This window comes from Janthinobacterium goodfellowi (genome assembly GCF_051380695.1).
In the GTDB taxonomy this organism is placed as follows: domain Bacteria; phylum Pseudomonadota; class Gammaproteobacteria; order Burkholderiales; family Burkholderiaceae_D; genus Janthinobacterium.
The window spans coordinates 891,114-912,566 of the sequence record NZ_JBNYXN010000002.1 but is presented as its reverse complement, the minus strand read 5'-3'; the positions used below and the strand labels follow the sequence as shown (position 1 = coordinate 912,566).

21 protein-coding genes are annotated in these 21,453 nt (G+C 65.5%); 13 read left to right on the top strand and 8 right to left on the bottom strand.

Annotation, left to right across the window (positions count from 1 at the left end; genetic code table 11):
- The first annotated feature begins 13 nt into the window (after nt 1-13).
- From ACQ4WQ_RS12205 to ACQ4WQ_RS12175, 7 genes are read left to right on the top strand one after another with little or no spacing between them, the layout of a single operon-like run.
- Complete coding sequence (locus ACQ4WQ_RS12205) at nt 14-1,087, top strand: PhnD/SsuA/transferrin family substrate-binding protein (RefSeq protein WP_436497318.1); 1,074 nt, start codon at nt 14-16, stop codon at nt 1,085-1,087.
- A complete protein-coding gene (locus ACQ4WQ_RS12200; RefSeq protein WP_436497316.1) occupies nt 1,084-1,920 on the top strand; it encodes an ABC transporter permease in 837 nt (278 codons plus the stop codon). The genes ACQ4WQ_RS12205 and ACQ4WQ_RS12200 overlap by 4 nt, the downstream gene beginning before the upstream one ends.
- Nucleotides 1,917-2,681: an ABC transporter permease gene (locus ACQ4WQ_RS12195; protein ID WP_436497314.1), complete on the top strand. Its 765-nt coding sequence runs from the start codon at nt 1,917-1,919 to the stop codon at nt 2,679-2,681. Before ACQ4WQ_RS12200 ends, ACQ4WQ_RS12195 begins: the two co-directional genes overlap by 4 nt.
- Nucleotides 2,674-3,939 (top strand): MFS transporter, encoded by a 1,266-nt coding sequence (locus ACQ4WQ_RS12190; RefSeq protein ID WP_436497312.1) that lies wholly within the window; start codon nt 2,674-2,676, stop codon nt 3,937-3,939. Before ACQ4WQ_RS12195 ends, ACQ4WQ_RS12190 begins: the two co-directional genes overlap by 8 nt.
- A complete protein-coding gene (locus ACQ4WQ_RS12185) occupies nt 3,936-4,817 on the top strand; it encodes an ABC transporter ATP-binding protein (protein ID WP_436497310.1) in 882 nt (293 codons plus the stop codon). The genes ACQ4WQ_RS12190 and ACQ4WQ_RS12185 overlap by 4 nt, the downstream gene beginning before the upstream one ends.
- A 33-nt stretch (nt 4,818-4,850) precedes the next feature.
- Nucleotides 4,851-5,924 (top strand): ABC transporter substrate-binding protein, encoded by a 1,074-nt coding sequence (locus tag ACQ4WQ_RS12180; protein ID WP_326459236.1) that lies wholly within the window; start codon nt 4,851-4,853, stop codon nt 5,922-5,924.
- A gap of 48 nt (nt 5,925-5,972) precedes the next feature.
- Nucleotides 5,973-7,028 (top strand): ABC transporter substrate-binding protein, encoded by a 1,056-nt coding sequence (locus tag ACQ4WQ_RS12175; protein WP_162995676.1) that lies wholly within the window; start codon nt 5,973-5,975, stop codon nt 7,026-7,028.
- Between the two features lie 19 nt (nt 7,029-7,047).
- Here the strand turns inward: ACQ4WQ_RS12175 and ACQ4WQ_RS12170 are convergent, their stop codons facing one another.
- Entirely contained in the window at nt 7,048-7,170 is a 123-nt protein-coding gene (locus tag ACQ4WQ_RS12170) for a hypothetical protein (protein WP_276208760.1), read from the bottom strand.
- Between the two features lie 162 nt (nt 7,171-7,332).
- On the opposite strand from ACQ4WQ_RS12170, the gene ACQ4WQ_RS12165 reads away from it, so the two are divergent.
- Together ACQ4WQ_RS12165 and ACQ4WQ_RS12160 are read left to right on the top strand one after the other, a co-directional pair.
- Nucleotides 7,333-10,023, top strand: coding sequence for a polysaccharide deacetylase family protein (locus tag ACQ4WQ_RS12165; RefSeq protein ID WP_436497307.1), 2,691 nt, complete (start codon nt 7,333-7,335; stop codon nt 10,021-10,023).
- An 8-nt stretch (nt 10,024-10,031) separates the two neighbouring features.
- The gene (locus tag ACQ4WQ_RS12160; protein ID WP_436497423.1) at nt 10,032-10,394 is read left to right on the top strand and encodes an immunity 22 family protein; all 363 of its coding nucleotides are present in this window, start codon (nt 10,032-10,034) and stop codon (nt 10,392-10,394) included.
- Here ACQ4WQ_RS12160 and ACQ4WQ_RS12155 read toward each other — a convergent pair.
- Nucleotides 10,379-11,602 (bottom strand): response regulator, encoded by a 1,224-nt coding sequence (locus ACQ4WQ_RS12155; protein ID WP_436497305.1) that lies wholly within the window; start codon nt 11,600-11,602, stop codon nt 10,379-10,381. The genes ACQ4WQ_RS12160 and ACQ4WQ_RS12155 overlap by 16 nt on opposite strands.
- A gap of 95 nt (nt 11,603-11,697) precedes the next feature.
- Between ACQ4WQ_RS12155 and ACQ4WQ_RS12150 the strand changes: the two genes are divergently transcribed.
- Together ACQ4WQ_RS12150 and ACQ4WQ_RS12145 are read left to right on the top strand one after the other, a co-directional pair.
- Entirely contained in the window at nt 11,698-13,767 is a 2,070-nt protein-coding gene (locus ACQ4WQ_RS12150) for a TonB-dependent receptor (RefSeq protein WP_436497303.1), read from the top strand.
- A 17-nt stretch (nt 13,768-13,784) separates the two neighbouring features.
- Entirely contained in the window at nt 13,785-14,378 is a 594-nt protein-coding gene (locus ACQ4WQ_RS12145) for an RNA 2'-phosphotransferase (RefSeq protein ID WP_436497301.1), read from the top strand.
- Between the two features lie 21 nt (nt 14,379-14,399).
- Here ACQ4WQ_RS12145 and ACQ4WQ_RS12140 read toward each other — a convergent pair whose 3' ends face one another.
- The 6 genes from ACQ4WQ_RS12140 to ACQ4WQ_RS12115 all read right to left on the bottom strand — a co-directional run bounded on the left by ACQ4WQ_RS12140 (nt 14,400) and on the right by ACQ4WQ_RS12115 (nt 19,918).
- Nucleotides 14,400-15,518 (bottom strand): HupE/UreJ family protein, encoded by a 1,119-nt coding sequence (locus ACQ4WQ_RS12140; RefSeq protein ID WP_436497299.1) that lies wholly within the window; start codon nt 15,516-15,518, stop codon nt 14,400-14,402.
- Nucleotides 15,515-16,729 carry a tetratricopeptide repeat protein gene (locus ACQ4WQ_RS12135; protein ID WP_436497297.1) on the bottom strand — a complete coding sequence of 405 codons (1,215 nt, stop codon included), beginning with the start codon at nt 16,727-16,729 and terminating at the stop codon, nt 15,515-15,517. Before ACQ4WQ_RS12135 ends, ACQ4WQ_RS12140 begins: the two co-directional genes overlap by 4 nt.
- 64 nt (nt 16,730-16,793) lie before the next feature.
- Nucleotides 16,794-17,042, bottom strand: coding sequence for a hypothetical protein (locus ACQ4WQ_RS12130; RefSeq protein WP_230502968.1), 249 nt, complete (start codon nt 17,040-17,042; stop codon nt 16,794-16,796).
- 13 nt (nt 17,043-17,055) lie between these two features.
- Complete coding sequence (locus ACQ4WQ_RS12125; RefSeq protein ID WP_436497295.1) at nt 17,056-18,552, bottom strand: DUF4331 domain-containing protein; 1,497 nt, start codon at nt 18,550-18,552, stop codon at nt 17,056-17,058.
- 131 nt (nt 18,553-18,683) lie between these two features.
- Complete coding sequence (locus ACQ4WQ_RS12120) at nt 18,684-19,331, bottom strand: NrsF family protein (protein ID WP_436497293.1); 648 nt, start codon at nt 19,329-19,331, stop codon at nt 18,684-18,686.
- Nucleotides 19,328-19,918 (bottom strand): sigma-70 family RNA polymerase sigma factor, encoded by a 591-nt coding sequence (locus ACQ4WQ_RS12115; protein WP_121669593.1) that lies wholly within the window; start codon nt 19,916-19,918, stop codon nt 19,328-19,330. The genes ACQ4WQ_RS12120 and ACQ4WQ_RS12115 overlap by 4 nt, the downstream gene beginning before the upstream one ends.
- Nucleotides 19,919-20,048: 130 nt before the next feature.
- Between ACQ4WQ_RS12115 and ACQ4WQ_RS12110 the strand changes: the two genes are divergently transcribed.
- On the top strand, nt 20,049-20,855 hold the full coding sequence (locus tag ACQ4WQ_RS12110) for a DUF1223 domain-containing protein (RefSeq protein WP_436497291.1): 807 nt from the start codon (nt 20,049-20,051) through the stop codon (nt 20,853-20,855).
- The gene (locus ACQ4WQ_RS12105; RefSeq protein ID WP_436497289.1) at nt 20,855-21,451 is read left to right on the top strand and encodes a cytochrome b/b6 domain-containing protein; all 597 of its coding nucleotides are present in this window, start codon (nt 20,855-20,857) and stop codon (nt 21,449-21,451) included. The genes ACQ4WQ_RS12110 and ACQ4WQ_RS12105 overlap by 1 nt, the downstream gene beginning before the upstream one ends.
- Nucleotides 21,452-21,453: the final 2 nt, after the last annotated feature.

Genomic DNA, 21,453 nt, shown 5'->3' with positions numbered 1-21,453 from the left:
GAACAGGCCTGCAATGTCATTGAAATTCTTACGTGTGCGCTGGCGCAAGCTGTTTGTCGCCGTAATGGCGTCCAGCGTGCTGGCGCCAGCCATCGCGGCTGCGGCCGAGCCGCTGCCTGCCGCCGTGCGCATCGCCGTCGTGGCCCGCACGGCGCCGTCCGGCAAGACCGTGTTTGCCGGTTCGGCGGCCCAGGTGGCTGCGCAAGGCTGGCTGGCGGCCGAATTGGGCAAGCTGGGCGTGAAGCTGGAATGGGTGCCCGTCACCACCAATTCCGTGGCCACGCAAGTCAACGAGGCGTTTGCCAACCACTCGATCGACCTGGCCCAGTATGGCGACTTGCCGTCGATTATCGCCAATGCCTCGGGCTTGCAGACGCGGCTGATCCTGCCTGGCGGCAGCTTCAGCAACACTTATCTGGTGGTGCCGAACGGCTCGACGGCCAGGTCGATCAAGGAGCTGAAGGGCAAGAAGATCGCCCTGCACCGTGGCCGGCCGTGGGAATATCCGTTTGCGCGCCTGCTGGAAGCGAATGGCATGACCTTGCGCGACGTCAAGATCCTCAACCTGAACCCGCAGGCGGGCGCGGCGGCCGTGGCGACGGGCGGCGCGGATGCCTTCTTTACCCTCAGCGACGCCTTTTTGCTGGAAGATAAAAAGGTGGGCAAGATCATCTGGTCCAGCAAGGCGCCGCCGCAGGACTGGAAGATGCGCGCCGAACTGTGGGCCGACAGCGGCTTCCTGCAACGCTGGCCGCAGCTGGCCCAGCTGGTGGTGACGGCGTATGTGCGCGAGCACCACCGCGCCGCCGGCGCGGGCGGCGAAGACGAGTATGTGCGCAGCGAGGCGGCGGCCGGCCAGGTGGAAAGCGTGGTGCGGCGCGAGCTGGCGGGCGACCATACGCCGTGGCAGGCGCGCTGGTCGCCGTTGTTTACGGCCAGCCTGCGACAGCATTACGTGGGCGAGGCGGCGTACGCGAAGAGCGCGGGCCTGATCGGGCGGCCCCTGCAAGTTGACAGCCTGTTCGCGCCCCAGTTCGTCAACCAGGCGCTGGCGCAGCTGAAATTGCAAACGTACTGGGCGCCATGACTTCCCTCACTGTCGCCTTGCCGCGTATTCCCGCGCCAGCGCATGCGGCGTCCATTCCCTGGCTGCATCGCTTTGTGCGCTCGCCCTGGTCCGTGTGGGCGTCGCCGCTGGCCTTGCTGCTGCTGTGGAGCATCGCCACCACTTTCGAATGGATGCCTGCGCACATCCTGATGTCGCCGTGGCAAGTGCTGCTGACGGCGCGCGACCTGGCCGACAGCGGCGAACTGGGCCAGCACCTGGGCATCAGCCTGTTCCGCCTGCTGGCCGGTTTCGGCCTGGGCGCCAGCGCGGGCCTGGCCTTTGGCGTCGTGCTGGGCCTGTCGCCTGGCTTGCGCAGCTATGTCGATCCCACGTTCAATGTCTTGCGCCAGCTGCCGACCGTCGCCCTGATCCCTCTGTTTATCTTGCTGTTCGGCATAGGCGAGAGTTTCAAGGTGTTTATCGTGGCCAAGGCCAGTTTCTTTATCGTCGCGCTGGCCGTGCATGACGCCATCCGCAACCTGTCGCAGCGCTACTTTGAGGTGGCGCAAGTGTATTGCTTTTCGCGCTGGCAGCGCATCCGTTTGATCGTCCTGCCCGCCATCGTGCCGGCCGCGCTGACGGGCATGCGCATCGCCCTGTCGCGCTCGTGGATGGTGCTGGTGGGCGCGGAATTGCTGGCCGCCGACAGCGGCCTGGGCCAGATGATGGAAATGGGCCGGCAAATGTTCCGCCTCGACGTGGTGATGGTGGGCGTGGTGCTGACGGGCGTGATCGGCTTCGGCCTGGACCGGGCCTGCCACGCGCTTGAGGCAAGATTGATGCGCTGGAAGCGCAGTGGAGAGAGCGCATGAAGCAACGTTTGAGTGTGATCTTCAAGGGCGCGCTGCTGCCCCTGGCCTTGCTGGGCACCTGGCAATGGGCCTCGGGCCAGGGCGCGGCCGCCGCCTACATCTTCGTCTCGCTGGGCGATCTGGCGCACAGCCTGCGCGACCTGGTCTGGACGGGCGAGCTGTGGGTGCATCTGCGTGCCAGCCTGGGACGCACGCTGGCCGGCTTGCTGCTGGGCGGCGGCGCCGGCATCGTCACGGGTGCGCTGATGGCGCAGTCGCCGCTGGCGGACCGCCTCATCGGCCCCCTGTTCCACAGCATCCGCCAAGTCCCCTTGCTGGGGCTGATTCCCTTGCTGGGCTTGTGGGTGGGCAATGGCGACGGCGCCAAGCTGCTGGTGATCGCCATCGCCGCCTTTTATCCCACCGTGCTCAACACGTATGCGGGCATGCGCCAGGTGGAAGGGAGGCTGCGCGAAGTGGGGCAGGTGCTGACCCTGACGCGCTGGCAAACCTTGCGCCAGATTCTGTTGCCGGGTGCCATGCCGGCCATCGTCACCGGTGTCACGCATGCGCTGGCGTTCGCCTGGCTCGCGTGCCTGGGCGGCGAACTGCTGTTTGCGGCCGGTCCCGGCATGGGTTCCTTATTGCTCAACGGCGAAGTGTCGGGCCGCATGGACGTCGTCCTGCTGGCCGTGCTCGTTGTCGCCTTGCTGGCGCAAACGATGAACGTGGCGTTTGCGCGGCTCGCGCGTCTGCTGGTGAAGGGGCGCAGCAGTGAGTAAATCCCTGCCATTCCAGCCAGACGCCGCCGCCAGCGCCCGCGAAGGGGAGTTGCGCGCCTTCTTGCTGCGCTTTATCGGCTTGACCCTGCTGTCGGGCGTGACCATCGGCATGAACAAGGTGCTGGCCACCTTGCTGGGCTTGCATTTGCACGTGAGTAATTTCCAGCTGGCCACGATCAGCAGCGCGGAAACCCTGGCCATGGCGCTGGGCACCATTCCTGCCGGCTACATCTTGTCGCGCGGTAATCCGAAGCATTTGTACGCGGGAGTGAGCCTGAGCCTGGCGCTGGCCTTTTGCGTGCTGCCGTGGCTGCCCGGCTGGCAATGGGTGGCCCTGCTGATGTTTCTCGTGGGACTGTGCATCTCGCTGCGCATCGTGGCCATGAGCACGGTGTTTCTCGTGCGCCTTCCGGAACTGGGGCAGGGCAAGGCGGGCTGGTACAAGGGAACATTGATCCTCGGCATGCAGTTCCTGGGCCCTTTGTGCGGCAATTATCTGATCGCGCAGCTGGGATTGAAGGCGGGCTTCCTGATTTCGGCCCTGATGTTCGCCATGTTGGCCGTGCTGGGCTGGCAAGTGTTGCCTGACAATACGGCGCCGCGCAAGCAGGCAGGACAGGGTGCGCTGCCCGGCGCGGCCAGCCTGCGTGAACTGCTGCGCCTGCCCATCGTGCGCAGCACGTATCTGTTCGAGATCCTCGCCAGCTTCACGGCGTCCAGCGTGGGCGTGTTTTCCATCCTGCTGGCCATCCGCGTGCTGCACTGGCCTGCGCACCACTCCGTCTGGCTGATGGCCGTGCAGGGACTCAGCTGCGTGCTCGTGCTGCTGTTCCTGGGGCGCTTCGTGCTGGCCAGTCGGCACCGCGAGCAATTGTATGGGGGCGCCCACCTGGCCATCATGGCGGCCTTGCTGATCCTCGGCTTGTGGCCGTCCAGCATCGCCTACCTGGCCGCTTCCGTGCTGCTGGGACTGGGCCTGGGCGTGAATAACCTCGTCAATACGGACAACATCGCCCGCGCGCCCGTCGACAAGACCCGCGTTTCCGCCCATCTTACCCTGTTCGGCATGGTAGGCGGCACGGCTGGCGCGCTGGCGGCCGGCCATCTGGCCGACGTGACGGGCTTGCGCAATGTGTTTTTGATCTGGCTGGCGCCGTGGCTGGCCGCCTGGCTCTGTTTCCACGGCAGCCGCTGGCTGCGCCGGGCGCCGCCCGCCGCCATTCCTTCCCTCGCCCCCACCGCAGAGAGCGCACCATGAATGATTTTGTTTCCCCCTCGACCTTGCTGCCGCAGCGGCAGCACCTGAACGGCGGCTTGCAAGTGCAGCACGTGAGCAAGTCGTTTGCGCTGAAAGGCGCGCCGCTGCCCGTGCTCGACGATATTTCCCTGACGATTGCACCCGGCGAATTCGTCGCCATCGTGGGCGCCTCCGGTTGCGGCAAATCCACCTTGCTGCGCCTGCTGGCCGGTCTCGATACGGACTACACGGGCTTGCTGCTGCACGACGGCGTGCCGATCCGTGGCACGGACTTGCGCCGCGGCCTCGTGTTCCAGGACCACCGTTTGTTTCCATGGCTGACGGTGCAGCAGAACGTGGCCGTGGCGTTCAGCAATACCCGTGTGCCGCAGGCCGAGCGCGACGCCCGCGTGGCGGCGGAAATCACGCGCGTGGGCCTCGATGGCTATGCGGATGCTTATCCGCATCAATTGTCGGGCGGCATGTCGCAACGGGCGGCGATCGCGCGCGCGCTGGTCGGGCGGCCCGACGTGCTGCTGCTGGACGAGCCGCTCGGTGCGCTCGACGCGCTGACCCGCTTGCGCCTGCAGCAAGAGCTGCGCCGCCTGTGGCAGGACGAGGGCATCACCATGGTGATGGTCACGCATGACATCGATGAAGCCGTGTACCTGGCCGACCGCATCGTCGTGCTCGATGCGCGGCCGGGCAAGGTGCGCCGGGTGCAGGACGTGCCGCTGGCCCACCCGCGCCAGCGGGGCTCAGCCGGCTTTGTCGCCATCCGCGATGGCTTGCATGCGGATTTCAGCGACCTCGACGATGCGCACGCGCCCGTGGCGCAGGAAGTGGATCCCAGCAGCCTGTGGGATGGCAATGAATGGGCGCGCAGGATGGCGCTGTAGTTTTTTTGATATCCATCAACCTGGAGAGACAGCATGAGCAATGAAAGTCAGGCAGCAAACCAAGCACTCGACACCCTGTGGTACACGCGCTGCCCCGTCCCCACGGGCCTGGGCATTTCCCTGCAGCAGGGCTGGCTGGAAGAAGCCTTGCGCGCCGACGGCACGAGCTTGCGCTCCTTGCGTGAATCGGACCAGGAAGCCGTGCGCGAATCGCATTTCGACCATACCTTGCAGAATTCCGTGCGCCACGGCGGCAATATTCCCGCCCTGTGGGCCAGGGCGGCGGGGCGCGACACGCGCGTGATCGGCCTGTCGTGGTCGGACGAGACGCAGCTGATCTTGACTCTTCCCGGCAGTGGCATCGAGACGGTGCGCGACTTGAAGGGCCGGCGCTTCGGCTTGCCATTATGGGCCAGGGCGCAGATCGACTTTGCGCGCGCGCAAGCCTTGCGGGGGCTGGAAAACGCGCTGAGCCTGGAAGGCTTGACGGTTGCCGACGTGGAACTGGTCGATTATGTGATCCAGGCGGGCCAGAGCGAAACGCCGCCGGAGCGGGGCGCGGCAACGAATCTGTTCAGCGGCGCGCGGCGCGGCGGGCAAAGCCCGGAATTGCTGGGCTTGCTGCGGGGCGAGGTGGATGCCATCTTCCTGAAAGGCGCTTCGGCCGCCCAGCTGGCGCAGCAGTTCGGCTTGCACACGGTGATTGACACGGGCAGCCATCCGGAGCCCTTGATCCGCGCCAACAATGGCACGCCGCGCACCCTGAGCGTCGATGCGCACTTGCTCGACCACCATTTCAGCTCGGCCGTCACCCTGGTCGAGCAAGTGCTGCGGGCCGAAGCGTGGGCACGCGGTCACGCGGACGAGACGCGGCGTTTCCTGGCGCGCGAATCGAATGCCAGCGAGCACTGGGTGCAAGTGGCCTACGGCAAGGATGCCCATCTGCGCCTGGACACGGATCTGGCGGAAACGTCGGTCGCGGGCTTGCAGGATTTCAGCGACTTTTTGTTCCGCTGGAACTTCCTGCCCAGCAAGGTTGACGTGCGCGCGTGGATCGATCCCCGTCCTTTCGACGCGGCGCTGGCGCAGACGCGCCGCGCGGCCTGAGCGGGAAGCACGTCAACGGTGGCCATGTTCGATGATGAGGAGAATGCGATGCGGCGACGCACGGTGATGGGCGGGCTGGCCTTGCTGCCCCTGGCGGGAAAGGCGGCCTCGGCGGCGAAAGCGGCGGGGGCGCCACCGGCGGCCTTGCGCATCGCCTCGACGGGTTTTGCGGAAAACGGCAAGGCGGAACTGGGCGGCATCGCCTACCGCGTGCAGCAGGAAGGCTGGCTGGCCCGCGAACTCAAGCTGCGCGGCGTGCGGCTGGAATGGCTGCCCGTCACGGGCGACACGGGCGCGACCATGAACGAGGCGTTCGCCAGCGGGCGCATCGACATGGCCGCATATGGCGACTTGCCGTCCGTCATACTCAACGCGGGCGGCGTGCGCACGCAGGTGATCGTGCCGGCGGGGCGGGGCACGGACCAGTTCCTCTTGGTGCCTACCGGTTCGCGCGCCACGTCCCTGGCCGACCTGAAAGGCAAGCGCATCAGCGTGCACCGGGGCCGGCCGTGGGAACTGGGCTTGCGCCAGCTGATCGCCGACCAGCGCATGTCGCCCACGGATTTTCGTTTGATTAATATGGATTTGAAGCCGGGCACGGCCGCGCTGGCCACGGGCGCCGTCGACGCCTTGTTCATGATCAATGGCTATCCGCTGGAAGACAAGGGCATCGGCCGCATCATCTGGTCCAGCAAGGGCTTGCCGGAGAGAAAAATGCGGGCGGAACTGTGGGCGCGGCGCGACTTTACGCAAGCCCATCCCGATATCGCCGAACTGGTGGCCACGGCCTGGCTGCGGGCCCAGCACTGGGCCGCGCTCGATGGCAACCGCGAGGCGATCATCAAGGATGGCACGCGCAATGGCACACCGGACAGTGTGGTGCGGCGCAGCTACGACGATCCGGGCCTGCAGTGGAAGGAGCGCTGGTCGCCGCTGTACGACGACGCCGTGTACCGCCATTACCGCCGGGTGCTGGCATTTGCGCAGGAGCAAAAGCTGATCCGCCAGCCGTTGACGGCGGAAGAGTTGCTGGAACCGCGTTTCGTGGCGGCCGGCTTGAAAAAGCTGGGTCTGGCCAATTACTGGGAACCGGCCAAGGTGTAGTCCGGCCGCAGGGCGTGGCTCAGTGCGGCAGGCACACGCGTCCCGCCACATTGACCACGTCGTTGCCCGCATGCGCGCGCAATTGCAGCAGCATCAGCGCCACGCCCAGCATCAGCGCCGCAGCGCAGAGTTTCTTGTGCATCGTCGTTCCCGTTTTCACTATCTATGAAGGTGTGCAGCGATATTATTGCCGAAATTCAGCGTGCGGGATGAGCAAATTACCAAGTGTGCTCTACAATTATGCATCTTGCGCATCCGCGCCATCTGAATTGTATGCATAGTATGTGAAGGGAATGACAAGCCTGTGACTTCCAAGCCGATCAAGATCGCCGCCACCGTTGTCGTGGCTCTCGCCGCTGGGGCCGGCATTTATAGCTACACCCGACCGGCCGCCACCGCCACGCCCGCCGCCCCGGCTTCGGGCAGCCCTGCCGCGCCGCAATCGACCGTCGACACGGCCGCCGTGGCCAGCCAGTTCCGCGACTTGCTGGGTAATTTCCGCAAGATCATCGTGCTGCTGGCCGACGAGCAAAGCTTGCCCGAAGGCGCGCGTGACGAAGCCCGTAAAGTGGGCCAGGCCCTGTTCCATGAAAACCAGGAACGCATCGCCAAGCTCGATGCAGCGCTCGATCAATTGATGGCACCGACCAATCCGGGCCGCTTCGAGGCGCTCGACAGTCTGCTCACGTATATCGAATCCGATCCCGGCCTGTACGACGCCGACCGCCTGGCTTTCCGCGAGCTGCTGCAAAGCATGCTGGCCGACGTGGCCAAGGATACCTCCCTGCCGGCGATCAAGCTGCACAAGCGCATTTCCGAAGACCTCGACGCGCTGGGCGAGATCGAGCGCAATTACGAGAAGGAAATCCGGCAAATCTTCGGCAACCTCGGCCAGCGTTCCATCGAACTCAAGCGGGAACGCTGGGACGATTACGTGGCGCAGCTGAAAAAACTGTACAGCCGCGAACAGATTTTGAAGGAAAACGGTATTGTTGTGCCGTATGCGGTACCACCGGCCGGCTCCGTGCCGGAGGCCAAGCCCGTGCCCAAGAAGGACGAGGCGGAAATCTTCGGCCTGGGCTTGCCGAAGAAAACCATCGTGCTGACCTTCGACGACGGCCCGCACCGCCGCTACACGGAAGAAATCAGCGCCATTTTGAAACAGTATGGCGTGCCGGCCGTGTTCTTCAACGTGGGCCGCAATCTGGGCAGCCTGGATGCGGAAGGCCACGCCAAGCTGGGCGCGGGCGCGGAAGTGAGCCGCAAGCTGATGAAAGAAGGCTATGCCGTGGGCAACCACAGTTTCAGCCACGCACAGCTGTCGAAACAGACGGGCGACAAGCTGAAAGGCGAAATCCTCGGCACCGACACTTTATTAAAGGCCATCAGCCCCGACCGCGCCGCGCTGTTCCGCTTTCCGTATGGCGCGCGCAACAGCGAAGGCATGGCCGCGCTGGCCGACGCGCATCTGAAATCCGTGATGTGGAATATCGATTCGCTGGACTGGGCCGATCCCGTGCCCAGCTCGATCACGAACCGCGTGCTGGCGTCCGTCGACAAAGCGGGGCGGGGCATCGTCCTGTTCCACGACATCCACGAACGCACGGTGAAAGCCTTGCCGGCCGTGCTCGACAAGCTGATCGCCGAAGGCTATCAATTCGCGGGCTGGGATGGCACGAGCTTCCAGGTGGCGAAAAGCACGGCGCCCGCGCCCGAGAAAGTGCCCGTCACCACGGGCTACGCCAATTCCTGGGCCGTCGTGATCGGCATCGACGATTACGCTAAGTGGCCGAAGCTGCAATATGCGGTGCGCGACGCGCAGGGCATACGCGAAACGCTGATTGAAAAATTCGCGTTTGCGCCCGAGCGCGTCGTGACCCTGAAAAATGGCGAAGCGACGCGCAACAACATCCTGGCCGCCTTCCACGACAAGCTGGCCCATGGCGGCGTGCAAAAGAATGACCGCATCTTCGTCTTCTTCGCCGGCCACGGCGCCACGCGCAAGCTCAGCTCGGGGCGCGACCTCGGCTACATCGTGCCCGTCGATTCCGACCCGGCGCAGTTCGCCACGGATGCGATTCCGATGACGGAAATCCAGAATATCGCGGAGTCCTTGACGGCCAAGCATGCGTTCTTTGTCATGGACGCCTGCTACAGCGGCCTGGGCCTGACGCGCGGCGCCGGTTCCAGCTCTTTCCTGCGCGACAACGCCAAGCGCATCGGCCGGCAAATGCTGACGGCCGGCGGCGGCGACCAGCTGGTGGCCGATGGCGGACCGAACGGGCACTCCGTGTTTACCTGGACCCTGCTGCAAGGCCTGGCGGGCAAGGGCGACCTGAACGGCGACGGCCTCATCACGGCCACGGAACTGGCGGCCTACGTGGCGCCGGCCGTCTCCAGCGTGTCGAACCAGACGCCCGCGTTTGGCAGCCTGCCCGGTTCGGAAGGGGGCGATTTCGTCTTCGAATTGCCGGGCGAGACGGAATTCCTCAGCCCGAACACGACGCAGCTGTCGACGGAAGCCATCGCCCTGAACAGCAAGCTCGACGCCAAGCCGGCGGCGGCCAGCGTGACGGTGAAGGATTTGCAGGGCGGCGAACAGAAGATCGTCACGCCGGGCGCCGTGCCGACCTCCACGCGCCAGCTGGCGCAGCGGGCCAACGACCGCGGTTTGCAGCTGTACAAGGAGAAACAGTATGCGGCGGCGGAAGCGCAATTTACGGAAGCGCTGAAATTGCGTCCCGATTTCGCGCTGGCGGCCAATAACCTGGGCTTTGTTTTCTACAAGCAGGAAAAATACCGCGAAGCGGCCCGCTGGTTTGAAAACACGGTCAAGATGGACCCGTCGCGCGCCATCGCCTACCTGAATCTGGGCGACGCCTATGCCAAGGCCGGCGATGCCGCCAAGGCGAAAGCGGCCTATAAAACCTATCTGGAACTGGCGCCGACGGCTTCGACGGCGCCGGCCGTGCGGCAAAAGATGGAGAAGCTTTAATTTTGCCCATGCTCCACGTGTTTGCCTGCAGCGGCCGTTTCTCCAGCTGGGAAGCGCTGCAGGCCTACCTGTCGCCCACGTACACGGAGGATGGCGATGCCGTGCCGTCGCCATTCTTCCTGGAAACGGGACTGACGCACTACGAACCCGCCTGCATCGAAAGCGCGCTGCTGGCGTCGCCCGCGCCGCTGGCAGAGTTGCTCGATGGCGTGTCGTATGCGGACAGCTGGCTGGCGCAGGCCTGTGCGGACGCGGATGCGCAGGGCTTGCTGGCCGATACGGCCGTGTGCGTGTTTGCGCCGAATCGACTGGCGCATCCGCAGGGCAGCTCGCTGCACTACGTGGGCAGCTACGCCTACGACGGTGGCTGAGCGCCATCCTCGCGTTTTTCATGTATGAGCTTGTTGACGCTGGCCAGCAGGCTGGTGCCCGAAGTGGTGATGAAACGGGCGCCGGCCGCCTGCGCTTCCGTGCCGTAACTGGCGACCGTATCTTTGCTGCAATACACGACGATGGGCAGGTCCGGCAAGGTCTGGCGTACTTCGCGCACCGTGCGCACGCCCGCATCCTTGACCCGGCGGCCGTTTTCCACCCTGGCCATGTCCGTGATGAATAGCGCGTAGTGGTTCTGTTGCAGCATGGCCAGCGCCTGCCGCGTCGACACGGCCTGGTCCACCTTGATGTTTTCCCGTTCCAGCTGTTCCACCAGCAAGGTGTTGTTGCGCGGATGGTCGTCCAGCCACAGCACCAGGCTGGCAGGCTTTTGCGCCGTCGGCACGCCGGCCAGGGCCGTGACGGCGGCGCCGCCATCGGGCGGATGGGCCAGCAGCAGTTGCGTGACGGCTTCCTGCATGTCGTCGAGCGACTTTTGCTGCAAGCGGCTCAGTTCCGTCACTTCGATTTCCTTGCCGCTCTCCAGGCGCACGGACTCGTTCTTGACGAGGCTGTCGGCCCGCTTGATCATGATCGACAGGTAAATGCGCGTGAGCAAATAGCCGATCAAAAAGCCATGCACGGAAAAGAACAGCATGATGCCGCCCACTACCGCCATGGCCGTGGGCGTGTCCGTGGCCAGGCTGGGCGCGATGAAGGCGGCCATGCTGCGCGCGCTGCCGGGCAGGCTTTTGAGTTCGATTAACCCCACGCCCACGATGATCTTCGTCAGCCAGTCCGACACTTCCACCAGGTTCGAATTGATTTCCATGGGCGTGGGCGTGCCCAGGAACAGCGTGTTGCTGGGTGTGCCGGCCGCCGCGTCGGCGCCTGCCGGGGGCGCTTCGTCCGTGGGGCGGCCCTTGCCATTGGCCCGTTCGTCGGGTGGCGCCATGTTGACGGTGCCCGACGGCAGGGTGCGCGGGATGCCGAACAGGAATCCCAGCAGCATGCCGCTGACGCAAAAGCCCAGGCTCCACAGCAGGGCCGGCACGGCGTGGTAATAGGGCGGCAGCAGGGCGCCCGCCAGCACGGCCAGCAAGCCCGCCAGCAGGATGAACAGCAGGATGTAGGGCAGCACGTCGCGCTTGCGCACGGCCGCCGTGGCGGTTTTTGTCGCCTTGCCGCTGCTGTCGCTCAGGTCCACGGTCGCTCCTTGAAAAATGCTGAATCCAGACAGCCAGCCTGCCGCGTATATATCCCGTAGGAGCCTGTACTGACATCATAAAAAGGGGAGGCGCAATGCAATTGATAAAACGCAAACAGATGGCAGCTTGTGCCTTGTTGCTGGTGGCCGGCGCCGGCAAGGCGGCTGCGCCGGAGGCCGCATCGTCCACGGATGCGTCGCGCACCGTGCGCGTGACGGGCCACTACGACAACGCCGTCGGCACCTCGGACGCGGCCAGCCAGGGCGTCATCACCAATGAGCTGATCGTCAACCGGCCCGCCTTGCGCACGGGCGAATTGCTGGAATTCGTGCCGGGCCTGATCGTCACCCAGCACAGCGGCGACGGCAAGGCCAACCAGTATTTCCTGCGCGGCTTTAACCTCGACCATGGCACGGATTTCGCCACCTATGTCGACGGCATGCCCGTCAACATGCGCACGCATGCGCATGGCCAGGGCTATTCCGACCTCAATTTCCTCATTCCCGAGCTCGTGCAGCGCATTGATTACAAGAAGGGGCCGTATTTCGCCGGCGAAGGCGATTTCGCCTCGGCGGGCGCGGCGCGCATCCGCCTGGCCGACAGATTGCCGCAAGGCCAGGCCAGCGTGTCCGTGGGCCAGCACGGCTATGTGCGCGCCGTCGTGGCCGATTCCCTCGATGCGGGACCAGGCACCTTGCTGTACGGCCTGGAAGTGAACCGCAACAATGGCCCCTGGGACGTGCCGGAGCGCGTGCGCAAGGTCAGCGGCGTGCTGCGCTACAGCCAGGGCACGCAGGACGACGGCTTCAGCGTGACGGCCATGGCCTACAAGAACAGCTGGAACGCCACGGACCAGGTGCCGCTGCGCGCCGTGGAGTCCGGCCAGATCGGCCGCTTCGGCTCGCTCGCGCCCAGCGACGGCGGCGACACCTCGCGCGCCAGCCTGTCGTACGCCATGCGCCAGCGCACGGAAAACCGGGTGTTCGAGTTCGATGCTTACCTGATCCGTTCGCAGCTGGAACTCAACAGCGATTTCACCTATTTCCTGGCCGACCCGGCCGCCGGCGACCAGTTCCAGCAAAGCGAGCGGCGTACGGTGGCCGGTGTCAACGCCAGCGAAAGCTGGAATACGCAGCTGTTCGGTCTTCCCCTGCGCAACAAGCTCGGCGTGCAGGCCCGTTATGACCGGCTTTCGCCCGTGGGCCTGTACAACACGGTGGACAGAGTGCGGCAAAGCACGATCCGCGAAGACCGTGTGCGCGAGGCCAGCGTCGGCCTGTACGGCGAAAACACCGTGCAATGGCTGCCGTGGCTGCGTTCCGTGGCGGGCGTGCGCTACGACGCCTACCGTTTCAATGTGGCCAGCAGCATAGCCGGCAACAGCGGCGCGGCAAGCGGCCACGTGGTGTCGCCCAAGCTGTCATTGATCCTCGGTCCATGGAGCAAGACGGAATTCTTCGTGAACTATGGCGAGGGTTTTCATAGCAATGATGCGCGGGGCACGACACAGACGCGCTTGCCCGATGGCACGCCATCGACACCCGTGACGCCCCTGGTGCCGACGAAAGGCATGGAACTGGGCGCGCGCACGGAATGGCTGCCGGGCCTGCAAAGCTCGCTCGCCCTGTGGCGCCTCGACGTCGCGTCGGAACTGCTGTTCGTCGGCGACGCGGGCGAAACGCAGCCCAGCCGCGCCAGCCGCCGCCACGGCATCGAGTGGAACAACCATTATGTTGCCGCGCCGTGGCTGCTGTTCGACCTGGACCTGGCCGCCTCGCGCTCGCGCTACACGCAAAACGATCCGGCCGGCAACTTCATTCCCGGTTCCATCGACAAGGTGGCGTCGTTCGGCGTGACCGTGACGGACCGGGGGCCGTGGTCGGGCGCCTTGCAGCTGCGCTATTTCGGCCCCCGTCCCTTGATCGAGGACAATAGCGTGCGCTCGGCGTCGACCACCTTGGCGTATGCGCGCCTCGCCTACCAGCTCGACCGCAGGACGCGGCTGTCGCTCGACGTCTTTAACCTGTTCAACAAGCAGGCCAGCGACATCGATTATTACTATGCGTCACGGTTGCCCGGCGAGGCACAAGACGGGGTGGGCGACCGGCACTTTCATCCGGTGGAACCGCGTTCCGCGCGGTTGACCTTGTCGTATGCGTTCTGATAACGGTAAACTGGGGCATGACCGATCACCTAGTACAAACCAGTAAATTCCTTTCCCTCATACTGCGCCACGCACCCGAAAAAATCGGCCTCGCGCTCGATGCCCGGGGCTGGGCCGACATCGGCCAGCTGCTGGCGCAATCGGCCAGCCATGGCCGTTCTATTTCCCGTGAACAATTGGATGACGTAGTGGCGCGCGACAGCAAGACGCGCTACGCGATCAGCGATGACGGCTTGCGCATCCGCGCCAACCAGGGGCATTCCCTGGCCGCCGTCGATATCGATCTGCCGCCCGCCACGCCGCCCGCCACGCTGTACCACGGCACGGCCAGCCGCTTTGTCGAGGCGATCCGTGCCGGTGGTTTGCTGCCGGGAGCGCGCAAGCACGTGCACCTGTCGTCCAGCCGCGAAACGGCCGTGGCCGTGGGCGCGCGCCACGGCAAGCCCGTCGTGCTGACGGTTGATGCGGCCGCCATGCAGGCGCAGGGCCATGTGTTTTATGTGTCGGACAATGGCGTGTGGCTGACGCAGGCCGTGCCGCAGGCATTTATCGGTTTTCCCGGATGCCTTGCTCCGCGACAGTCCAACCCACTTCGGCCAGCGCCGCCGTAGCCAGCCCAATGAGGGGCGCGATCAAGCACTGATGAGCTTGATATCGGCCACCCGCTCCACCAGCCACACACACGCCACCAGGGCAATCGCCAGCGAACCGACAGTCAGCACTAGCCGGTACAGCCAGGTCTTGCGCAGCAGCCAGGCGACGGGCAAAAACGCGGCGACGATGGCCAGCTGGCCGATTTCCACGCCCACGTTGAAGCCCAGCAGGCTGGCCAGCAGCGAGCCTTGCGGCAAGCCCAGGTCGCGCAGCACGCTGGCAAAGCCGAAACCGTGGATCAGGCCGAAGGCAAAGGCGGCCACGGGGCGCTTGCCCCGGAACAGGGGCAGCAGGTTGTTCAGCGCGGCCAGGATCACGGAAGCGGCGATCGCCGACTCCACCCAGCGCGAGGGCAACGATACGAGCGACAGGCTGGCCAGGCTCAGGGTGATGGAATGGGCGAGCGTGAACGCTGTGACGACTTTCAGCACGTCAAGGAAGGCCGCCTTCAGACCCTGCTGCTGTTCGCGCAAGCCCGGCAGCAGCACGGCTGGCAGCAGCAGTGACAGCAAAAACAAAATATGGTCGTAGCCGATCCAGATATGCCAGATGCCGTGTTTGACGTAGGCGCCGAACTGCGCCAGGCGGTCGGGCGCGGCCAGCGAAATGGTCTGGCGCGGGCTGTCCGGCTCGAAGATGGCCGTTTGCGTGGCGCCGCCGCTATCGATCTTGAGCAGCCCCTTGTGCTGCGGATCGAGGTCGGCGAACAGCGTATAGCCAATGGTCAGATTGGCTGGCGCGCCGCCGGGGCAAGTGGCCTGGAAGCGCAGCACATTGTAGGCGCCGTCCGTGTGGCTGTCGACCAACTGTTCGATGGCTTGCAAGGGGCAGACGCCCTGGTCGCTGGCCAGCTGCAGGCGCTGCAGCGCATAGGCGGCAATCGCCGCATGGCGCGCGCGGATTTCATCCCAGGTCAGGGCGCCGTCGCCATTGCCATCGAGGCCGATGGCGAAATCGAGGTCGCGCAGGGCGATATCCCATTGCCCCTCGACCTGCTGGCCGTGCACGGCCAGGCTCAGATAGCTGTCGCTGGGCTTGTGCGCCTGCGCGGGGGATAGCCAGGCGCACAGGAACAGGATGAACAGGCAGCGTTTCACAGCACACCTGCTTTCTTGATAAAACTGATTTTTTGTCTATCCTGCGGCCCCAGCTGCCTGACGAGGCCTTGCAGGACCGTATCTTCCACGCCGTTGGCCGCGATCCAGGCCAGCACCGGTTGCGCGGCCCCGTAGTTGCGCGCGGCCAGGGCAGCTTCGAGCAGGATGCGCATGTCGGGCACCTCCTTCTGGATGGACCAGTTTTTCTGCGCCAGTTGCAGCGCGGACGGTACATCCTGCTGCAAGAACAGGGCGAAACGGGCTTGCTCGCGCTGGTGCACGGTATCGCCCCGCTGCATGGCGGCGGTGAAGCGGGTCGCCAGTTCCGCTTTTGCCGCCAGGAATGCCGTCTGCCGGCCGGGCAGCGATTGCAGGGCCAGCGCATAACGCAGCAGCAGGGCATCGATGCGCTGCTGGTCTTTGAGTAACTTGACGACGTCCTGCGGACGCTGCCGGTCGAGCAGGAAATCCGCGTAGGCGCCCAGCAGATAGCTGTCGCGCGGCTGCCGCGCCAGCGCGGTCTTGTAGCGGGCTTCGGCCAGCGTGGTTTCGCCGCGCCGCGTGGCCATTTCCGCCAGCAGGGTGGCGGCCCAGCTTTCCAGCTCGGGCGCCGCGCCGGCACTCCTTTGCAAGGTCAGGTCGAGCAGGCGCTCGCTGGCGGCGGCGCGGCCCGTGACGCTGGCGATATTGGCAAGGCAGGTGACGGTGACCAGCTGCGTGGAAAGCGCCGACAGGCGGGCGCAGGCCGCTGTCGCCTGCGCGTAATCGCCCTGCACCGTGAGCACGGTGGCGCGCGTCAGCCAGGCCTGGCCATTCGCCGGTTCCTGGGAGATGACGGCGTCGAGGTCTTGCAGGGCGAGACCGAACTTGTGGGTGCTTTGCAATATGGTGGCGCGCAGCAGGCGCACGGGCAGGGGCGCCGCCGCCTGCCGCCACCAGGGCGCCAAGGCCGCTTGCGCGTAACCGAGGTAGCGCGGGTCCGTTTCACTGCGCGCCAGGGCGATGTAGCGCTGGGCCAGGCCGCCGGCCAGCGCCAGGTCTTGCGGCGTGGCATTCAATTGCTGGCGCAGGCTGCGCAGCTCGCTCTGCGTGGCGTCGGCGCGGCGCGGCAGCTGTTCGATGACGGCGCCGCCGTCTTTCGGCGTGTAGGGCGCGGCCCAGGCCAGCAGGGGCAGGCAGGCGCACAGCAGGGAAATCGGTGTTTTCATCATGGATGCCCTCAACAGTCATTGATGCGGGCGCCGGGGAGCGGACTCCCCGGCGCCCGCAAGGGCCTTACAGCGGCACCGGTTCCGTGTCTTCCGGCGACGTCGCCATGATGGCGTCGATGGCGACGCCATCCTTGTCATCGCTGGTGGTCAAGATGACGTTGCTGACGGCCACATAAAACGCATCGAGCAAGACCACGGGCGGCGGCGTGGTGCCACCGTTGCCGTTATCGCCGTCGTGGCTGCTGCTGCCGCCACCGCAGCCGGCCAGCAGGGCCGCGAGCGCCAGGGCGCCGATCAGATAGAGTTTTTTCATCGCGTTCTCCTTGTTACTGCTGTGGCGAACCGGCCACGGGCGTTTTCAGGTAAGGGAAACCCGCCGTGAAGAAGGTTTCATCCAGGAAAGCGCCATCCGTGAAGTGCAGGGCGCCGGCCGGTGCGTCGGCCGGGGCGCAGCCGATGTTCAAGGTGCACAGCTTGCCCATGGCCACGCGCAGCACCACGTCGACCACGTCGTCGCCGGGACGGCGGCCGTTCGGGAAGCCTGCGTTATCGCCGCCGATGACGCCGAGGCGGTTTTGCGATCCCACGGCGGTGGGGGCGATCGAGGTGTTCAGGCGCAGCATTTCGGACGCCGTCACGGTGACGGGCTGGTTCACGCCCTTGATGCCCGTCAAGAAGGTGGCCACCAGGTCGTTGCGGGGGAAGTTGGTGGGCGCCTTGGCGCCTGCCGAGCCGAACAGCACTTCCACCAGGGCCGGCGCCGTGGGGTTGGTGACGTAGTCGGCAAATTGCGCATCGCCCGACGGTTTGCTGGCGTTGAAGCGGTCCTTGTCCTTCAGGCCGATGACCAGTTCATTCACCAGCGGCATGCCCAGGCGCGACACCTGCACCCACGCGCCGCCTTCCTTCGACGCCGCGGTGCTGCCAGGCGCCGGGTTCAGCAGACGTCCCTGGCGCAGGCTGGCCGTGGTCCAGCCGCCGATGACGGGGTCGCTGCCCGCCGTCAGGCAGGCGGTCGGCACTTCCATCTCGATGGCCGTGACGTTCTTGCGTGCCAGGTCATCCCTGGCAGCCGATTCCGCATTCGCGGCAAACTCCGTGGCGGGCGCCTTGATGTTAATCAAGTCAAACGTTTCGCCCAGGTTCACCACGAACGGGTCCTTGCGCTGGCCGACGAACATGCGCGCCGGCGTGGCGCAGCCGGGGATGTTGACCGTGTAGACGTGCTGCGCGGCATACGCGGCATAGTTGGGGATGGACTTGGTGCCGATGTAGTCGACGGGCTTGTCGAAGGTCGTGCCGCCGCCCGTGGCGTTGGTCACGCTGCTGCGCGTGCCCGTGCGGCGGTCGCCCCGCACCACCGTCACGCTGTAGGTTTCGCGCACGTTCAGGCCGGCCGGGTTGACGGAATCGATGGCGCCGCCGTTGATGACGAGCGGAATCGACACTTTCTTGCCGCCCACGGTGAACTGGCCATCCTTGATGGTGTTGTTGAAGCGGAACTGGAAGGTGAGGTCTTCCTTGCCGTCGCCATTGTTGTCGATGTGGATTTCGTACAGGGCGTTGGGGTCCATGGCGAAGTAATTCGGGCCGCCATAGGCGTCCTGCAGGGGAATATAGTCGGCCACCAGGGTGGTGTAGGCGCCGCGGCCCGCTTCATAGCTGCGGAACATATAGAAGTCGGTGGCGTCGACTTTGGGGTTTTGCGTGATGAACGGCGCTTCGCGGTGGCTGGAAGCGTAGGCGGCTGGCGCGATGGCCAAGGCCAGAAGGTTGCCCAGGAGTGCGGCGCCCAGTGCGGTTTTCGAGTATGACAATGACATTTCGATTCTCCCGATTTTTGTTAGCGTTGACAGACAAGTCCAAGAAACTGCAGGCTGCCTGACTTATACGAACGGCTACAAAAAACGGATTCAACTCTTTGTCAAAGTCTGCAACTGACCTTGCCGGGCCCTTACCAGGCCAGCACTTTGGGGCCGATGGCGGCGCCGATGGCGGTCGGCACCAGCATGCCCAGCACGTACCAGAAACCGACGAAGCTGGCCGCCAGCTCCGGGCAATGCAGGCAATACACGAGCGCTGCCATGCCGCCGGCGGCAAACCCGGCGGCGGCGCCCGCCAGGCGCAGGCGCGTGGGCGCCAGCTGGCGCATCAGGCGCAGCACGGCGGCCAGGATGGGCAGCGACAGCATGGCGATCAGCAGGGGGCAGCTGCGCCAGGTGGCGCCCCAGAACAGCTCGGCGCGCTGTTCGGGCGGCGCTTCGTTCAGGATGATGGCGCCCAGCGCCCACATCAGCAGCAGTGGCAGGGCGAGCAGCAGTGGCAGGGCGCTTGTGTTGGCGCCCGGCACGCACAGGCGGCGGCTGACGTGCCAGGCCGCCAGGCACAGGCACACGACAAAGCCCACCTTGATCCAGAAATCGGGCAGCAGTGCCAGCTGTTCCAGGTTGGGCCGTACGCCCAGCAGCATGGCCATCAAGGCCACGCTGGCCAGCAGGCCGGCGCCCAAGGTGCCTGCGGCGCGCCAGTGCGTGCCGGGCGGCGCCGCGGCGGCCACGTCGGGGCCGCTGGCCAGCATGGCGATCAAGTCATCGGTTTTCATGGTGCGCTTCCTTCTATCCTTAAATGGGCCGCCAGGGCCTTCAAGCCGCGATGCACGGCTACCTTGACGCTGGCTTCCGAAATGTCCATGGCCGCCGCCGTGTCGCGCACGGACCAGCCGTCGAGCTTGGTATGCACGATGGCGTCGCGCTGCTGCGCCGGCAAGGTGGCCAGCAGCTTGCCCAGGTCGCGGCTGGCCTCGGCCGCCTCGGCATCGGCGCTGGAAAACAGTTCCTGCGCGCTATCTTCTTCGTCATACGGCAAGTGCTGTGCCTCGCGCCGACCATGCCGGCGCAGCCAGTCGATCATCTTGTAGCGCGCGATCGCATGGATCCACGACGTCAGCGGCACGCCCGTGTCATACGTCAAGCGCTGGTTGTGGATGGCTAATAAACATTCCTGCACCAGGTCTTCCACCTCGTCCGGCCAGCGCTGCAGGCGGCGCCGGAAAAATGCGCGCAAATGGGCGCTGCTTGCCTGCAAGAAACTGCGATACGCCGCCGCATCGCCGTCGAGGCCGCGCAGCATCAAGCCGTGCAGCCGCAATTCCGTGCCGTGCAACTGCTCGCTTATTGGTATTCGTTGCATGCAAGCCTTTGGTGACAGGCGTTGAAAAAAATAAATCTTAAATTATTTGAGGGTGGCTGTAACCAATCCGCAGGGTGCGGCGAATTGACAGGCAAGCACGTTTCTTCATTCACTATAACGGGTAGTCATCATGCATATCAAGCACCGCCTTGCCGCCAGCCTCGTTCCGCTCTGCCTGTGGGCCGCGACGGCACCCGCGTACGCGCAACTGGCGTCCGGCCAGCGCTGCGAAGTCAAAAGCGGTGCGCAGACGGCGGCGCTGGTGGAACTGTACAGCAGCGAAGGCTGCTCCAGCTGCCCGCCCGCCGACCAGCGCCTGAACGCCTTGCGCAAGGAAGCGGGGGCGGCCAGCCTGATCGTGCCGCTGGCCCTGCACGTCACGTACTGGGACCAGATCGGCTGGGCGGACCCGCTGGCGCAGGCGCAATTCGATGCGCGCCAGGCCGAGCTGCTGCGCCACCAGCCGCGCCATGTGGCTTACACGCCGCAGTTCTTCGTGGGCGGCACGGAATTGCGCGGCTGGGATACGCAACTGCCGGCCGCCATCCGCCGCATCAACGCGACCGCCGCGCCCGTCGCTATCCGCCTGTCCGCCGCGCCGGCGCCGGGTGGGAAGCTGCTGCTGGAAGCCGATGCCAGCGCGCCGGACGCGCGGACGGACGGCCAGCTATACGTCGCCATCAGCGAAAGCGGCATCGTCTCGACCGTGTTGCGTGGCGAAAACCGGGGCGCCACCTTGCGCCATGATGCGGCCGTGCGCCTGTGGCTGGGCCCAGTTGCGCTGGCGCAAGGCAGCGCCCGGCTGCGCCGTGAAGTCCAGCTGCCCGCCAGCTGGCGCCACGAACAGCTGCAAGTGGTCGCCTTCGTGCAGCGGGCCGACAGCAGCACCATCCTGCAAGCCGTCAGCACGGCATCCTGCGCGAAAGGAGTGATGTGATGAACGGACAAGCGAGCGTGATCCACCCCGCCTGGCTGCGCCTGACGCACTGGCTCAATGCCGTGGCCGTGGTGGTGCTGGCCACCAGCGGCTGGCGCATCTACAACGCGGCGCCATTCTTCCCCTTCGAGCTGCCGCGCGCGCTGACCCTGGGCGGCTGGCTGGGCGGCGCCCTGCAATGGCATTTCGCCGCCATGTGGCTGCTGGTGGGCAATGGTTTGCTGTATCTGGTCATCAATATCGTCTCGGGACGGCTGCGGCGCCAGTTCTTTCCCCTGTCGCCGCGAGCGCTGCTGGCCGATTTCATCGCCGCGCTGAAGGGCAAGCTGGCCCATGCGGACCCGCGCCGCTACAACATGGTGCAGCGCGCCGCCTATCTGTTCGTCATGCTCGATTGCATCGTGCTGGTGCTGTCCGGTCTGGTGCTGTGGAAATCCGTGCAGTTTCCCATCTTGCGTGAACTGCTGGGCGGCTACGAGAGCGCGCGCAGGGTCCACTTCGTCGCCATGGCGCTGCTGACGGGCTTTGTCGGCGTACACCTGCTGATGGTGGCGCTGGTGCCGCGTACCCTGGTCGCCATGCTGCGCGGCCGCTAAGG

Coding starts and splice junctions, on each gene's coding strand:
- ACQ4WQ_RS12120 (WP_436497293.1), bottom strand. CDS start 19,331: ATGAAAACCGATGACTTGATCGCCATGCTGGCCAGCGGCCCCGACGTG.
- ACQ4WQ_RS12115 (WP_121669593.1), bottom strand. CDS start 19,918: ATGCAACGAATACCAATAAGCGAGCAGTTGCACGGCACGGAATTGCGG.
- ACQ4WQ_RS12195 (WP_436497314.1), top strand. CDS start 1,917: ATGAAGCAACGTTTGAGTGTGATCTTCAAGGGCGCGCTGCTGCCCCTG.
- ACQ4WQ_RS12130 (WP_230502968.1), bottom strand. CDS start 17,042: ATGAAAAAACTCTATCTGATCGGCGCCCTGGCGCTCGCGGCCCTGCTG.
- ACQ4WQ_RS12205 (WP_436497318.1), top strand. CDS start 14: ATGTCATTGAAATTCTTACGTGTGCGCTGGCGCAAGCTGTTTGTCGCC.
- ACQ4WQ_RS12180 (WP_326459236.1), top strand. CDS start 4,851: ATGAGCAATGAAAGTCAGGCAGCAAACCAAGCACTCGACACCCTGTGG.
- ACQ4WQ_RS12170 (WP_276208760.1), bottom strand. CDS start 7,170: ATGCACAAGAAACTCTGCGCTGCGGCGCTGATGCTGGGCGTGGCGCTG.
- ACQ4WQ_RS12110 (WP_436497291.1), top strand. CDS start 20,049: ATGCATATCAAGCACCGCCTTGCCGCCAGCCTCGTTCCGCTCTGCCTG.
- ACQ4WQ_RS12125 (WP_436497295.1), bottom strand. CDS start 18,552: ATGTCATTGTCATACTCGAAAACCGCACTGGGCGCCGCACTCCTGGGC.
- ACQ4WQ_RS12160 (WP_436497423.1), top strand. CDS start 10,032: ATGCTCCACGTGTTTGCCTGCAGCGGCCGTTTCTCCAGCTGGGAAGCG.
- ACQ4WQ_RS12150 (WP_436497303.1), top strand. CDS start 11,698: ATGCAATTGATAAAACGCAAACAGATGGCAGCTTGTGCCTTGTTGCTG.
- ACQ4WQ_RS12200 (WP_436497316.1), top strand. CDS start 1,084: ATGACTTCCCTCACTGTCGCCTTGCCGCGTATTCCCGCGCCAGCGCAT.
- ACQ4WQ_RS12175 (WP_162995676.1), top strand. CDS start 5,973: ATGCGGCGACGCACGGTGATGGGCGGGCTGGCCTTGCTGCCCCTGGCG.
- ACQ4WQ_RS12185 (WP_436497310.1), top strand. CDS start 3,936: ATGAATGATTTTGTTTCCCCCTCGACCTTGCTGCCGCAGCGGCAGCAC.
- ACQ4WQ_RS12135 (WP_436497297.1), bottom strand. CDS start 16,729: ATGATGAAAACACCGATTTCCCTGCTGTGCGCCTGCCTGCCCCTGCTG.
- ACQ4WQ_RS12105 (WP_436497289.1), top strand. CDS start 20,855: ATGAACGGACAAGCGAGCGTGATCCACCCCGCCTGGCTGCGCCTGACG.
- ACQ4WQ_RS12145 (WP_436497301.1), top strand. CDS start 13,785: ATGACCGATCACCTAGTACAAACCAGTAAATTCCTTTCCCTCATACTG.